Genomic DNA, 12,743 nt, shown 5'->3' on the forward strand with positions numbered 1-12,743 from the left:
CTCCGAAGGGACGGATCTTGCTGGAGCACGCGCTCGTGGTGGCAGCCGCCCTTGCCGCTGCGGTGTTCGCCGCCATCGGCATCGTGGTGCGCCAGCGGGCCACCATGGACGTGCCCCGTGATCAGGGTGTCAGCACCGTCATGTGGTCGACCCTGCTGCGCCGGCCGCTGTGGTGGGCCGGCACCGCCTCCGCGGTGACGGGGTACGCCTTCCAGGCGGTCGCACTGGCCTACGGGTCGCTGCTGTTGGTCGCGCCGCTCATGGTCTCGGCGCTGCTGTTCGCTTTGCCGCTGAGCGCGCGCCTGGCCCACCGGCGGGTCTCCCGCGGCGAATGGGGCTGGGCCGTGGTGCTGACGCTCGCCCTGGCGGTGTTCGTGGCCCTCGCTCGCACCAAACCGGGTGACTACGAGGGTGCGGAAGTACCCGCGATCGTCGTGACCGGGATCTGCCTGGTGTTCGTCGCCGGTTGTTTGCTGGTGGCGCTTCGGCTGTCGAACTGGCGGCGCGCGATCCTGCTGGCCGTGGGGGTCGGTGTGCTTTTCGGGGTGGTGGCGGTCCTGACCAAGCTCGTGATGCACATCGTGCGTGAGGGCAGCATGCTGCGTCTGATGACCACCCCGGTGCTCTACGTGGTGATCGCCGTCGGGGTCATCGCGACGCTGCTACAGCAGTCGGCCTTTCACGCCGGGTCGCTGCGCGCCGCGGTCCCGGCGATGCTGGTGCTCGAACCGGTGGTCGCCGTGCTGCTCGGTGAGGTCGTGCTGCAGGAGCACCTGGCCGTCAGCAAGCCCGCCGCGGTCGCGCTGGGCTTCGCCGTCGCCGCCATGGCCACCGCCACGATCGCACTCGGGCGCGACGAGGGCGCCTGGGAGGAAGAACTGGAAGCACAGGCCCAGAGCCGGGTGCCGGGGCCGGCCGAGGCGTCAGCCCGCCCAAGGCCCGACGCCACCGACTGAGTCGATCGTGATGCGGGTCAGATAGCCGGGCGGTGCATCGGCGGGCGGGAACGGTACACCCTCGGCCGAGATCATCGCCTTGGCGAGTTGCCGCAGCAGCTCGGGCGCCCCGCCCTCGACGATGCGCGCGGTGCCGGTCACCGACAGATACGGCCGCATCACCTCGCCAGGCGCGGTCGACACGATCGTCAGCGCGACGCGCTCGTCGCGGCGCACATTGCGGACCTTCTTGTGTTCACTGAGGTGAGCGGTCACCAGCTCATCGCCGTCGTCACCGGACTCCAGCGCCACCCACACCAGCGACACCTGGGGGCTGCCATCCGGGTTGAGGGTGACCAGCGTGGCGTCCGCGCCGGATCCGATCAGGGCGCGAGCCGCATCGTTGAGCTTCATCTGGCGTGCAACACCGCTCGGCGCGAAGCATTCCCGCGCCGCGTGGTTGTATGGCTGCCGTGACGGTCCTCGCCATCGACCAGGGCACCTCGGGCACCAAGGCGATCGTGGTGGACCCGGCCGACGGCATCGTCGGTTTGGCCGAGGTACCGGTGCATCCGCGCTACCTCCCCGGCGGCGGCGTCGAGCAGGACCCCGGCGAGCTCCTCGAGTCGGTGCTGTCCGCCGGGCGGTCGGCCGTCGCACAGGCCGACCGCGCCATCGAAGCCGTGTCGCTGGCGAATCAGGGTGAGACGGTCCTGGCGTGGGATCCCGGCACGGGGCAGCCACTGACCCCCGCGATCGTCTGGCAGGACCGCCGCGCGGAGTCACTGTGCGCCGAGCTCGGCGGGCACGCCGAGATGATCGCCGCGCGGAGCGGCCTGGTGCTCGACCCGTACTTCTCGGCGCCCAAGATGAGCTGGCTGCGCCGGAACGTCGAGACCGGCGGGGTGGTCACCACATCCGACGTGTGGCTGCTGCACCGGCTCACCGGGCAGTTCGTCACCGATGCCACCACCGCCAGCCGCTCACTTCTGGTGGAACTCGGCGGCCGCGACTTCGACGGGGAGCTGCTCGGCCTGTTCGGCCTGGCCGGCGAGCGACTGCCGAGTATCGTAGGCAATGACGAAATCATCGGAACGACAGGCTCTTTCGGTTCTGAGATACCCGTCGGCGGTGTGGTCGTCGACCAGCAGGCGGCGCTGCTGGCCGAAGGCTGCCTGCTTCCGGGGATGGCAAAGTGCACCTTCGGCACCGGTGCGTTCCTGCTGTCGAACTGCGGTGGCGACCCGGTCCGCTCGACAACGGGTCTGACCACTTCGGTGGCATGGCGGATCGGCGGTGACGACACCTTCTGCGTCGACGGGCAGGTCTACACCGCCGCCTCGGCGGTGCGGTGGCTGTCGTCGCTGGGAATCATCGGCGGCGCCGAAGATCTCGACGCCGTCGCAGCCGACGACGATGACGGCGTGTTGTGTGTGCCCGCCCTGGCCGGATTGGGCGCCCCGTGGTGGCAATCCAGCGCCACCGCAACGTTTTCGGGCATGACACTGGCCACCGGTCGCGGCCATCTGGTGCTGGCCGTGCTGCAAGGCATCGCCGCACAGATCGCCGAGTTGGTGACGGCCATCGGCACCGACACCCAGGCCCCGCTGACCCGGCTACGCGCCGACGGCGGCCTGACCCGGTCTGCGGCGCTGATGCAGGCGTGCGCCGACATCCTGCAAGTGCCCGTCGACGTCTACCCCTCCGCCCATGCCACCGCGCTGGGTGCCGCAGCGCTGGCCCGGCTCAGCCTCGACCCGGCACAAGGCCTGCCCGCCGTCGTCGGAACCTGGAGTGCCGCAGCCGGATTCGAACCCCGATGGGATGCCGGCCGGGCCGAGGAATTCCGTTCTCGCTGGCGTGAACTGGCCGCCACCACCTATTCGGCGGCGAGATGAGCACCGACTACGACGTGGCGGTGATCGGGGCAGGCATCGTCGGCTCGGCGATCGCCCGCGAGCTCGGCGGGCGACGGCTGTCGGTGGCGCTGCTCGAGGCCCGCGACGACGTCGGCGACGGCACCAGCAAGGCCAACACCGCGATCCTGCACACCGGATTCGACGCCAAGCCAGGCACTCTCGAATCGCGCTTGGTCCGGCGCGGCTACGCACTGCTCTCGGAGTATGCCGCCGCCACCGGCATCCCGGTCGAGCGCACCGGTGCGATCCTGGTGGCCTGGGACGACGAGCAGCTGGACACCCTGCCCACCCTCAAGGCCCAGGCCGAGGCCAACCGGTACGAGCGCTGCGAACTCGTCGATGCCGCAACGGTATACGAGCGAATCCCGAACCTCGGGCCCGGCGCGCTGGGCGGACTGAGCGTGCCCGACGAGTCGATCATCTGCACCTGGTCGGTGAACCTCGCGCTGGCGACCGATGCGGTGAATCGTGGTGTGGCACTGCACCGTGGCTGCCGCGTGCAGTCCGTCGACGTCGGCGGGGACGCGACCACGTTGCACACCTCGGCGGGCCCGATCAGCGCAGGGTGGGTGGTGAACGCGGCCGGGCTCGGTGCCGACGTGATCGACGGACAGTTCGGTTTCTCCCGCTTCACGGTCACCCCACGCCGCGGCGAGCTGATCGTCTACGACAAGCTGGCCCGGTTGCTGGTCGACACGATCGTGCTGCCGGTGCCGACCGCGCGGGGCAAGGGCGTGCTGGTCAGCCCGACCATCTACGGCAACGTGATGCTGGGCCCGACATCGGAGGACCTCGCCGATCGCACCGCCACCGGCACCAGCCGCGACGGGCTGCAGTCGCTGCTGGACAAGGGCCGCCGGCTGATGCCGCGGCTGCTCGACGAAGAGATCACCGCCACCTACGCCGGACTGCGCGCGGCGATCGACCACGGCGACTACCTTATCGAGGCCGACCCGGCCCAGCGCTACCTCCTGGTCGGCGGCATCCGCTCCACCGGGCTGACCGCGGGGATGGCCATCGCCGAACATGCTCTGGGCCTCCTGGGCCGGGCCGGCTTGGACGCCGAGCCCCGAGCCGCGGTCCCCGATCCGCCGCGGATGCCCAACCTCGGTGAGGCGTTCTCCCGGCCGTACCAGGATGCCGCGGCCATCGACGGTGACGCGGCGTACGGGCGGATCGTCTGCTTCTGCGAACGCGTCACCCGGGGCGAACTGCGCGACGCCTGCCGGTCGGTGATCCCGCCGGCAGGCCTCGACGGCCTGCGCCGGCGGACACGGGTCATGAATGGCCGCTGCCAAGGATTCTTCTGCGGCGCCGAGGTGCAGCATCTGTTCGAGGCGCTGCGATGAGCGTCGACATCGTGATCGTCGGCGGCGGCCCGGCCGGGCTGACGGCGGCGGCTCACCTCGCCGGCCGTCACACCGTCGTCGTCCTGGAACGGGAGTCGGTCGCCGGCGGCATCCCCCGGCACAGCGACCACCTCGGTTACGGGATCCGCGACCTGCGGACGGTGCTGAGCGGGCCGGACTATGCGCGGCGGCTGGTGGCGCGGGCGGTGACCGCGGGTGCCGACATTCGCACCGATGCCATGGTCACCGGCTGGGCGGGCGAGCGCGCGCTGGAGGTCACCTCGCCGAGCGGCCGGGAGGTCATCGAGGCGGCCGTGGTGGTTCTGGCCACCGGTGCCCGGGAACGGCCGCGGCCGGCCCGGCTCATCGCCGGGGACCGGCCGGCCGGGATCTACACCACCGGCCATCTGCAGAACCTGGTGCACCTGCACGGGCGAGGGGTCGGTCGGCGCGCCGTCGTTGTCGGTGCCGAACTCGTCAGCTATTCGGCAGTTCTCACACTCCGGCATGCCGGCTGTCGCACCGTGCTGATGACCACCGAGCACCGGCGCCCGGAGTCGTATGTCGCGTTCACCGCCGCCGCCCGGGCCGCACTCGGTGTTCGGGTGGCCACGCGTACCACGGTGACCAGGATCATCGGCGCACCCCAGCTGCGGGCGGTGGAGATCGAGAACATCGACACCGGGGCGCGGCGAATCGTCGACTGCGACACGCTCATCCTGACCGGCGACTGGATCCCCGACCACGAACTGGCCCGGACGGGCGGCCTCGCCATGGATACCCGGGCCGGGATCCCTGTCGTCGATACGGCATTGCGTACCAACCGAACCGGCGTGTTCGCCATCGGCAACCTGGTGCACCCGGTGGACACCGCCGATGTGGCCGCCCTCGATGGCCGCCACGTCGCCGATCGGATCCATGCCCACCTGGCGGGCCACCGCGGGCCGACGGGTGGTGTGCGGCTGGTGGCGCAGGCCCCGCTGCGCTGGATCAGCCCGGGCCTGCTGAGCGACGGTGCTCCTCCGCGTGGCCGGCTGCTGGCGTGGACCGACACGTCGTTACACAGCCCCGTCGTCACCGCGCACCAGGACGGGCGGTTGCTGGCCCGGCTTCGGCTGCCGTGGCCCGCCTCGCCGGGCCGGATGTTCCGAATCCCGGCCCGGATCGTGGCGAGTGCAGACCGCGACGGCGGACCGGTCTCGGTGGCGGTGCGCTGAGCTGATCCCCGGGTCGCTCCGCTCTCCCCCGCCGCGAGAATCGGCATGATGGTGTGGTGACGGTGTCATCGAATCCACTCGCCCAGATCGCCGAAAGCCCACCCGGTGCGGCGGTCGGGGCGTTCTTCGACCTCGACGGCACCCTGGTGGCCGGATTCACCGCGACCGCGCACGCCAGCGACCGGGTCCGCCGCGGGCAGGCCAGGATCGGCGAGGTCATGGGCGTGATCGAAGCCTCGGTGCGCTACAAACTGGGCCGCATGCAGTTCGAGCGGCTGCTGGTGCGGGCCGCGGGGTATCTGCGGGGCGAGTCGCTGGTCGAGCTGGACGAGATCGGTGAGCGGCTCTACACCGAACAGGTCGAGGCCCGGGTGTATCCGCTGATGCGTGAGGTCGTCGACGCCCACCGGGCTCGTGGCCACACCGTCGTGCTCAGCTCGTCAGCGCTGACCATCCATGCCGAGCCGGTGGCCCGTGCGCTGGGCATCGACCACGTGGTCTGCAACACCTTCGAACTCGACGACGACGGTCGGTTGACCGGGACCATCAACAAGCCGATCGTGTGGGGGCGGCAGAAAGCCGCCGCGGTGCAACGGTTTTGCGACGCCAACGAGGTCGACCTGGCACGCAGCTACTTCTATGCCGACGGTGACGAGGATGGTGCGCTGATGGCCCTGGTCGGCCATCCCCGCCCGGTCAATCCCCGGCCCGGCCTGGCGGCGAAGGCCGCCGCCAACGACTGGCCGGTGCTGCGTCTGGCGATTCCCGGCCGGCGCAGCGGTGCCGCCCACGTGATGGGCCACTTCCCCGCACTCGGGCGGGCCGCCCTGGGGGCAGCGTTCGCGCAGCTGGCGCTGCGGGTGCGCCGACGAGACTAGGGCATCGCGCGGTGCGGGACGTCGGTGATCAGGCCGCCGTCGACGACGTACTCCGAACCCGTGGAGAACGACGACTCGTCACTGGCCAGGAACACGATGAACGTGGCGACTTCCTCCGGCTTACCGGGGCGGCCCAGCGGGGCGCTGACCATGTCCTCGGGCAGGTGCTTGGTCATCGGAGTGCGGATGAAGCCGGGGTGCACGGAGTTGACCCGGATGTTGTCCGATGCCAGCTCGAGGGCCGCCGACTTCGTCAGGCCGCGAAGGCCCCACTTGGATGCGACGTAGCTGTGCACCCAGGATGCGCCGCGCATGCCCTCGATGGACGACACGTTGATGATCGAGCCACCGCCTGCGGCCTTCATCGGCTCCAGAACCGCCTTGATGCCCAGTAGCGCGCCGGTCAGGTTGACGTCGAGGACCTTCTTCCACCGCTCGACGTCGAGTGATTTCAGTGGCGCGACCTGGACGATGCCCGCGTTGTTCACCAGCACGTTGACCTTGCCGAACTCGGTGATCGCGGTCTCGACGGCGGCCTGCCACTGATCGGCGTCGCTCACGTCGAGGTGCACGTAGCGGGCAGCGTCGCCGAGCTCGTCGGCCAGCTCCTTGCCCTTGTCGTCGAGGATGTCCCCGATCAAGACCTTGGCGCCCTCGGCGACGAGCATCCGCGCGTCAGCGGCACCCATCCCCTGTGCGCCGCCGGTGATGATGGCCACTTTGTCGTCTACGCGTCCCATGAGGCGTCAGGCTACCGGTCGCGCCTGCTCCGAGGTAGAACCTGTTCCAGTTTTGCGTGCCAGTGCGCATACTGAACGCACCGCACACCCCAGCATGAGGAGAAGTTATGGCCATCCGCGTTGCCCACATCGGCACCGGAAACGTCGGACGGATAGCCCTATCCGAGCTGATCGAGAACCCCGGGTTCGAGCTGACCGGGCTGTGCGTGTCGGCCGACGAGAAGGTGGGTAAGGACGCGGGTGAGTTGGCCGGCCTGGACGTCAAGACCGGGATCCTGGCCACCAAAGACCTCGACGCGGTGCTGGCCACCGAGCCCGAGTGCGCCGTCTACTGCGCGATGGGCGACACCCGCATGCCGCAGGCCATGGAGGACGTCCGCAAGATTCTGGCCGCCGGCATCAATGTTGTCGGCTCGGCTCCGGTGGTGTTGCAGTTTCCGTGGGGGTCGATGCCCGACAAGTACATCGAACCACTGGAAGAGGCTGGCCGCCTTGGTAATTCGAGCATCTTCATCAACGGAGTCGACCCCGGCTTCGTCACTGACCTCGTCCCGCTGGCGATCGCCAGCACGTGTCAGAGCATCGAGGCTGTGCGCTGCATGGAGATCGCCGACTACGCCACCTACGACGGCGCCACCGTGATGTTCGACGTCATGGGATTCGGCAAGCCTCTCGACGAGGTGCCGATGTTGTTCCTGCCCGGCGTACTCGGCATCGCCTGGGGCTGCGGCATCCGCCAGCTGGCCGCGGGGCTGAACATCGACCTGGACTCGATCACCGAGAGCTACGAACGTGAGCCTGCCCCAGAGGCTTTCGACGTCGCCGCCGGTCACATCCCCAAAGGCGGGGTGGCTGCGGTGCGGTTCGAGATCAAGGGCATGGTCGGCGACCACGCCGCGATCGTCGTCGAGCACGTCACTCGCCTGCGTGAGGACCTACGCCCGGATTGGGCGCAGCCGGCCCAGCCCGGTGGCTCCTACCGGGTGGAGATCACCGGCGAGCCGTCCTATGTCGTCGACATCTGCCCGACGAGCCGCAAGGGCGACCACAACTACGCCGCCATCGCCGCGGGCGCCGGCCGGATCGTCAACGCCATCCCCGCGGTGATCGCCGCCCCGCCGGGCATCCGCACGACGCTGAATCTGCCGCTGGTGTCCGAAGTGGAGTTGTTCGCCAAGCCCTGAGGCGCGCGTTTGGCCGCCGCGACGCCCGGGTAGATACCCAGCACTGATTATCGACGGGTGCGTAAGGGAGGCATGGACATGGCGGCGAAGCGCGTGATCCTTCTGCTGGGTGCGGTGCTGCTGGTGGCCGGGGTCATCTCGCTGTTGGTCCCGGTGTCCACATCCGACGGCAACGGCGGCAGCATCGGCTGCGGCAATGCCATCTCGGCGGACCTGTCGTCGGCGCGCCAAGCCAACGACAAGGGCATCGTCGCCAACGTGCCGATTCTCAACGAGATCGTTCCGCACACCGACTTCGTGGCGCAGTGCCAGTCCGCGGTATCGCAGCGACGAGCCTGGTCCATCCCGCTGACCGTGATCGGTGTGCTGGTGGCCGCCGGCTCACTTGTCGTCGGCGGACGCGTCGGTACCAAGGCTTAGGGGCGATAGCCCGGGACGATGAGAGTGCCCGGGTAATTCACGTAATACGACAGGCAGATCGGGTTGTGGCGGCACGCGATCAGCGCCCCGGCATCGGGGGCCGCGCCGATCACCTGAGTCTTGCGCGGCGGCAGGCCGCAGTTCACCACGTACGGATTGAGCGGAACGACCCCGTTGGTGCAAGCGGGTGCGGCAGCGGCCGGCGGAGTGCTGGCCGGGGCGAGCGTCAGCGACACAGCGGCTACGCCGACCAACGCCAGCTTCGTGAAAATCATGGCGCACCCCCGCTAAAAGCAGACAATCAAACGCTACTCCTTTCTGCGCGAGTTCAAGGGCGGAGCCGCGATGGGTGTGCTGACTTCTCTACTGACCGCATGCAGCGGTTTTCTGCTCGCGGTGCTGTGGATGGATCTGATCTTCGACAGCCAGCTCCGCTCGCACGACCGTCGCGTCGAGCAACTTCCCGACGCTGCCCTGGCCTCGATCGCCGGCTACTACCACCGGGCAACGACGACATCGCAGCCGATGGGTGGCCTCATCGCCGTCGTGATGGTCGTCCTGCTCGCTGCGCTGGCCGCCGAGGCGGTGGTCGGGGCCGGCCCGGGCTGGCTGCTCGGGATCTCGGCGGTGCTGGCCGGCGGGCCGATCGTGCTCGCGCTGGCGCGCACCGTGCCCAACGCGGTCCGGTTGGGCCGGCGCACCGACACCGCCGCCGAGCAGACCCGGCTGGCCCGGGCGATCTATCGCGACCACACCGTGTGCGGGCTGAGCATGCTGGTCTTTCTGGTGCTCTGGCTCGGCTGGCTGGGCCGATAGCCATTCGTCAGCCCGCCGATGGTGGATACCTGCAAATGGCGCACCACCGACGTACTAAACTAGAACACGTTCCAGTCTGGTTACGCCCCCGCTTGAAGGAGCCGGTTCCATGCACACTGCCCTCTGCGATGAGCTCGGTATCGAGTTCCCCATCTTCGCGTTCACCCATTGTCGTGACGTCGTCGTCGCCGTCAGCAAGGCCGGCGGCTTCGGTGTTCTCGGTGCGGTCGGCTTCTCCCCCGAACAACTCGAGATCGAGCTGAAGTGGATCGACGAGAACATCGGCGACCACACCTACGGCGTCGACATCGTCATCCCCAACAAGTACGAGGGCATGGATTCGACGGACCTGTCGCCCGAGGTACTGAAGAAGACGCTGAACGACCTTGTCCCGCAAGAACACATCGACTTCGCCAAGAAGGTCCTCGCCGACCACGGTGTGCCCGTGGAGCACAGCGACGACGATGCCCTGCAGCTGCTGGGCTGGACCGAGGCGACCGCCACCCCGCAGGTCGAGGTCGCGCTCCAGCACCCGAAGTGCACCCTGATCGCCAACGCGCTGGGCACCCCGCCCGCGGAGATGATCAAGCACATCCACGACGAGGGCCGCAAGGTCGCCGCGCTGTGCGGGTCGCCGTCACAGGCGAAGAAGCACGCCGAAGCCGGCGTGGACATCATCATCGCCCAGGGCGGCGAGGCAGGCGGGCACTGCGGCGAGATCGGCTCGATCGTGCTGTGGCCGCAGGTCGTCAAGGCGGTGGCACCGGTGCCGGTGCTGGCCGCCGGGGGTATCGGCAGCGGCCAGCAGATCGCCGCGGCCCTCGCACTGGGTGCGCAGGGAGCCTGGACCGGCTCGCAGTGGGTCATGGTCGAGGAGTCCGAGCACACCGAGGTCCAGCACGCCGCCTACGCACGGGCCGAGAGCCGGGACACCGTGCGCAGCCGCTCGTTCACCGGTAAGCCCGCACGCATGCTGCGCAACGAGTGGACCGAGGCCTGGGAGAAGGAGGGCAACCCCAAGCCACTCGGAATGCCGTTGCAGTACATGGTTTCCGGCATGGCCGTGGCCGCCACGCACAAGTACCCCAACGAGAGCGTCGATGTGGCATTCAACCCGATCGGCCAGGTCGTCGGTCAGTTCACCAAGGTCGAGAAGACCGCAACGGTGATTCAGCGCTGGGTGCAGGAGTACCTGGAGGCCACCGGCCGGCTCGAGGAGCTCAACGCGTCGGTCTAGAGCGGATGTGATTGTGCCGCCAGGGTTTTCACCCTGGCGGCACTGTCATTTCTCAGCTGGCCGGGTAGAAGTCGTTGCCGTTGCCCCAGTCGCCGGAATGCATGGATCCCGGCTGCCAGCCCCGCGCGCCCAGGCACAGCATGGGCAGGCCATCGGGCGACTGCGCCGCGGCCTGCGACCCCGGGCACGGCGAGCCGACGGCTTGCACACCGTAGATCTTGGGCGAGAGCACCCAGAAGCCGACGCCCTCGGGCGGGCGGTCCATCCCGATCGGGGACTGCCCGGGAATCCAGCGGCATGCCAACGGCTCGCCACCGGGGCCGCGGCCGAACACGAACCGGTCCCAGCGATAGCACGGTGCGCTCAGGTAGGCCTCGTAGCTCATGCCCGGCGGATCGCCAGGGAACGGCCCGTGGGGCTCGTCGGCGGCGGCAATCGGCGCCACTGCCAGCGCGGTGCCTGCGACGGCTGCTGCGATGACGAATTCGCGGAGCATCTATCCACCCTCTAGTTCTCTACCGCCGGGTCCTGTGCCCCCGCCGGCCCTGGGCTGAGCCTAACGGCTGTGGCAGGTGTGCTTGAGGTGAAACCGCAAAGGCGCGCGAGTAAACGCCGATTGTGACGGCTCCGCAAGATTTGCCGTCTTCGACTGCTCGGTCCGCACCGAAGCTTGCTAAGCTGCGGCGATTGCGTCGTCGGGGGTGAAGAGGACGACGGGAGAATTTCCGTGGCAAAGGCATGTGTTGCCTTTTGTGCTGCCGAGACGATGATGATGACAACGACTCGCGGGCTCGGGCATACAGTTGTGCTGACCGTATCGCCGGTCGCCGCCACCGTACTGGGAACCACCGTCGAGAAGCTCGAGGAGTTGCGCTGATGGCAGAGGCCCAGTTCCGGGTCACGGTGGTCGCAGATCCGGCCTCGCCGCACGTGATCGCCTCCGGTGAGATCGATCTGGCCAATGTCGGCGAATTCCAGGACGTGATGGCCAAGGCGGCGGCGGACTCCGCCATGTTGACCGTCGACCTCGTCGCCGTCAGCTACTGCGACAGCGCCGCAGTGCGTGCCCTGTTCGCCCTGGCGGCCACGACCGCGCTCACGATGATCGTGGCCGCGGAGGGCCCGATCAGGACCTTGCTGGCGATCTCCGGCCTGGACCGCGTGGCAACCGTCGTCGCCAAGGAGTGAGCCAGCACCATGCCTGTCCCTGAGTTCCATCCACGCGAGGAGTCCCAGCAGGGTGAGTTGTTCGAACGGATCCTCGAACGCGTCCACCTCGACCTGCCGGAAGCGATCGGGCTGGCGATCACCATGCACGACCGGCGCCTCGACGAAGACGAGATGACCCTGATGGCCGCCCGCGGATATGGCGGCGAGGTCGTCGAAGCCCAGCTGTCGGGACTCGGCGGCCCGGTCATCGATGCATTCGTCCACCAGATGCCGGTGCTGAGCCTCGATCTGTGGGCCGACGAGCGCTGGCCGGAGTTGAGTCTGCCGGCCATGGAAGCCCGGATACCCGAACACAGCGCCGCCTGGCGCGAGGTTCGCGGCTCGGTCGCGGTGCCCGGGGTGTGGAAGGCCGACGGCACGGTGGTGCTGTCGTGCGTGCTCGAGCGGCCGGCCAGCGCCGGCACGGTGACCACCCTGATCGGATACGAGCAGCTGGTCTCCGCGGCGATGGTGTCGGCAGGCGCCGAGGGCGACGGCACCGCGATCGCCGACATGCTGGCGGTGCTGCAGTCGCGCGGTGCCATCGAGCAGGCCAAGGGCGCGATCATGGGCCGGCTGGCCTGCGATGCCGACACCGCGTGGGCGACGCTGCGCCGGGCCAGCCACGAATCGAACGTCAAGCTGCGTTCGCTGGCGGTGGCGCTGGTCGAGCACATCAGCGGCGCACCGGCCGAGCAGCCGGCTGCGGGGTCGCCGATCGTGCCGACCGACCAGGCCCGGCATGCCGCAGGCCTGCTGTGGGCGGTCCTCACCCACGACTCGACACCGATCGAACCGGCCGGCTGAATTCTCCGGGAGAAACGCCGTCGCACCAGCGC

General features: G+C 69.1%; 15 protein-coding genes. 11 read left to right on the forward strand and 4 right to left on the reverse strand.

Annotated elements, in window-relative coordinates:
- Positions 1-17: 17 nt before the first annotated feature.
- Complete coding sequence (locus HPC46_RS17280; RefSeq protein ID WP_179472035.1) at positions 18-956, forward strand: DMT family transporter; 939 nt, start codon at positions 18-20, stop codon at positions 954-956.
- On the opposite strand, the gene HPC46_RS17285 is transcribed toward HPC46_RS17280, so the two are convergent.
- Positions 924-1,349, reverse strand: a complete 426-nt coding sequence (locus HPC46_RS17285; RefSeq protein WP_179472037.1) for a PPOX class F420-dependent oxidoreductase — start codon at positions 1,347-1,349, stop codon at positions 924-926. The two genes, HPC46_RS17280 and HPC46_RS17285, sit on opposite strands and share 33 nt — an antisense overlap.
- A 59-nt stretch (positions 1,350-1,408) precedes the next feature.
- Between HPC46_RS17285 and HPC46_RS17290 the strand changes: the two genes are divergently transcribed.
- Genes HPC46_RS17290 through HPC46_RS17305 form a run of 4 tightly spaced genes read left to right on the forward strand, consistent with a single transcriptional unit; the run spans position 1,409 to position 6,298 of the window.
- The gene (locus HPC46_RS17290) at positions 1,409-2,833 is read left to right on the forward strand and encodes an FGGY family carbohydrate kinase (RefSeq protein ID WP_325096694.1); all 1,425 of its coding nucleotides are present in this window, start codon (positions 1,409-1,411) and stop codon (positions 2,831-2,833) included.
- Positions 2,830-4,203, forward strand: a complete 1,374-nt coding sequence (locus HPC46_RS17295; protein WP_179472041.1) for an NAD(P)/FAD-dependent oxidoreductase — start codon at positions 2,830-2,832, stop codon at positions 4,201-4,203. Before HPC46_RS17290 ends, HPC46_RS17295 begins: the two co-directional genes overlap by 4 nt.
- A complete protein-coding gene (locus HPC46_RS17300) occupies positions 4,200-5,420 on the forward strand; it encodes an NAD(P)/FAD-dependent oxidoreductase (RefSeq protein ID WP_179472043.1) in 1,221 nt (406 codons plus the stop codon). The genes HPC46_RS17295 and HPC46_RS17300 overlap by 4 nt, the downstream gene beginning before the upstream one ends.
- 53 nt (positions 5,421-5,473) lie before the next feature.
- Positions 5,474-6,298 (forward strand): HAD family hydrolase, encoded by an 825-nt coding sequence (locus HPC46_RS17305; RefSeq protein ID WP_179472045.1) that lies wholly within the window; start codon positions 5,474-5,476, stop codon positions 6,296-6,298.
- On the opposite strand, the gene HPC46_RS17310 is transcribed toward HPC46_RS17305, so the two are convergent.
- Positions 6,295-7,038, reverse strand: a complete 744-nt coding sequence (locus HPC46_RS17310) for a glucose 1-dehydrogenase (RefSeq protein WP_179472047.1) — start codon at positions 7,036-7,038, stop codon at positions 6,295-6,297. The two genes, HPC46_RS17305 and HPC46_RS17310, sit on opposite strands and share 4 nt — an antisense overlap.
- A gap of 107 nt (positions 7,039-7,145) precedes the next feature.
- Here HPC46_RS17310 and HPC46_RS17315 point away from each other — a divergent pair, with 107 nt between their 5' ends.
- Both HPC46_RS17315 and HPC46_RS17320 read left to right on the forward strand, forming a co-directional pair.
- Positions 7,146-8,222: an NAD(P)H-dependent amine dehydrogenase family protein gene (locus HPC46_RS17315; RefSeq protein WP_179472049.1), complete on the forward strand. Its 1,077-nt coding sequence runs from the start codon at positions 7,146-7,148 to the stop codon at positions 8,220-8,222.
- A gap of 78 nt (positions 8,223-8,300) precedes the next feature.
- On the forward strand, positions 8,301-8,642 hold the full coding sequence (locus HPC46_RS17320; protein WP_179472051.1) for an aminopeptidase: 342 nt from the start codon (positions 8,301-8,303) through the stop codon (positions 8,640-8,642).
- Here HPC46_RS17320 and HPC46_RS17325 read toward each other — a convergent pair.
- Entirely contained in the window at positions 8,639-8,917 is a 279-nt protein-coding gene (locus tag HPC46_RS17325; protein ID WP_179472053.1) for a hypothetical protein, read from the reverse strand. The two genes, HPC46_RS17320 and HPC46_RS17325, sit on opposite strands and share 4 nt — an antisense overlap.
- A gap of 70 nt (positions 8,918-8,987) precedes the next feature.
- Between HPC46_RS17325 and HPC46_RS17330 the strand changes: the two genes are divergently transcribed.
- Both HPC46_RS17330 and HPC46_RS17335 read left to right on the forward strand, forming a co-directional pair.
- Positions 8,988-9,458 carry a hypothetical protein gene (locus HPC46_RS17330; RefSeq protein WP_179472055.1) on the forward strand — a complete coding sequence of 157 codons (471 nt, stop codon included), beginning with the start codon at positions 8,988-8,990 and terminating at the stop codon, positions 9,456-9,458.
- Between the two features lie 109 nt (positions 9,459-9,567).
- Positions 9,568-10,695, forward strand: a complete 1,128-nt coding sequence (locus HPC46_RS17335; RefSeq protein ID WP_179472057.1) for a nitronate monooxygenase — start codon at positions 9,568-9,570, stop codon at positions 10,693-10,695.
- A 52-nt stretch (positions 10,696-10,747) separates the two neighbouring features.
- Here HPC46_RS17335 and HPC46_RS17340 read toward each other — a convergent pair whose 3' ends face one another.
- Positions 10,748-11,191, reverse strand: coding sequence for a hypothetical protein (locus tag HPC46_RS17340; RefSeq protein ID WP_179472059.1), 444 nt, complete (start codon positions 11,189-11,191; stop codon positions 10,748-10,750).
- A gap of 380 nt (positions 11,192-11,571) precedes the next feature.
- On the opposite strand from HPC46_RS17340, the gene HPC46_RS17345 reads away from it, so the two are divergent.
- Complete coding sequence (locus HPC46_RS17345; protein WP_005148070.1) at positions 11,572-11,883, forward strand: STAS domain-containing protein; 312 nt, start codon at positions 11,572-11,574, stop codon at positions 11,881-11,883.
- Between the two features lie 9 nt (positions 11,884-11,892).
- A complete protein-coding gene (locus tag HPC46_RS17350) occupies positions 11,893-12,711 on the forward strand; it encodes an ANTAR domain-containing protein (RefSeq protein WP_179472061.1) in 819 nt (272 codons plus the stop codon).
- Positions 12,712-12,743 lie beyond the last annotated feature (32 nt).

The sequence above is a fragment of the Mycolicibacterium vinylchloridicum genome (assembly GCF_013404075.1).
Lineage (GTDB): Bacteria > Actinomycetota > Actinomycetes > Mycobacteriales > Mycobacteriaceae > Mycobacterium > Mycobacterium vinylchloridicum.

Excerpts from the sequence above, each read along its gene's own strand:
- HPC46_RS17285 (WP_179472037.1), bottom strand. The coding sequence starts at position 1,349 with ATGAAGCTCAACGATGCGGCTCGCGCCCTGATCGGATCCGGCGCGGAC.
- HPC46_RS17295 (WP_179472041.1), top strand. The coding sequence starts at position 2,830 with ATGAGCACCGACTACGACGTGGCGGTGATCGGGGCAGGCATCGTCGGC.
- HPC46_RS17300 (WP_179472043.1), top strand. The coding sequence starts at position 4,200 with ATGAGCGTCGACATCGTGATCGTCGGCGGCGGCCCGGCCGGGCTGACG.
- HPC46_RS17310 (WP_179472047.1), bottom strand. The coding sequence starts at position 7,038 with ATGGGACGCGTAGACGACAAAGTGGCCATCATCACCGGCGGCGCACAG.
- HPC46_RS17315 (WP_179472049.1), top strand. The coding sequence starts at position 7,146 with ATGGCCATCCGCGTTGCCCACATCGGCACCGGAAACGTCGGACGGATA.
- HPC46_RS17320 (WP_179472051.1), top strand. The coding sequence starts at position 8,301 with ATGGCGGCGAAGCGCGTGATCCTTCTGCTGGGTGCGGTGCTGCTGGTG.
- HPC46_RS17325 (WP_179472053.1), bottom strand. The coding sequence starts at position 8,917 with ATGATTTTCACGAAGCTGGCGTTGGTCGGCGTAGCCGCTGTGTCGCTG.
- HPC46_RS17330 (WP_179472055.1), top strand. The coding sequence starts at position 8,988 with ATGGGTGTGCTGACTTCTCTACTGACCGCATGCAGCGGTTTTCTGCTC.
- HPC46_RS17335 (WP_179472057.1), top strand. The coding sequence starts at position 9,568 with ATGCACACTGCCCTCTGCGATGAGCTCGGTATCGAGTTCCCCATCTTC.
- HPC46_RS17340 (WP_179472059.1), bottom strand. The coding sequence starts at position 11,191 with ATGCTCCGCGAATTCGTCATCGCAGCAGCCGTCGCAGGCACCGCGCTG.
- HPC46_RS17345 (WP_005148070.1), top strand. The coding sequence starts at position 11,572 with ATGGCAGAGGCCCAGTTCCGGGTCACGGTGGTCGCAGATCCGGCCTCG.
- HPC46_RS17350 (WP_179472061.1), top strand. The coding sequence starts at position 11,893 with ATGCCTGTCCCTGAGTTCCATCCACGCGAGGAGTCCCAGCAGGGTGAG.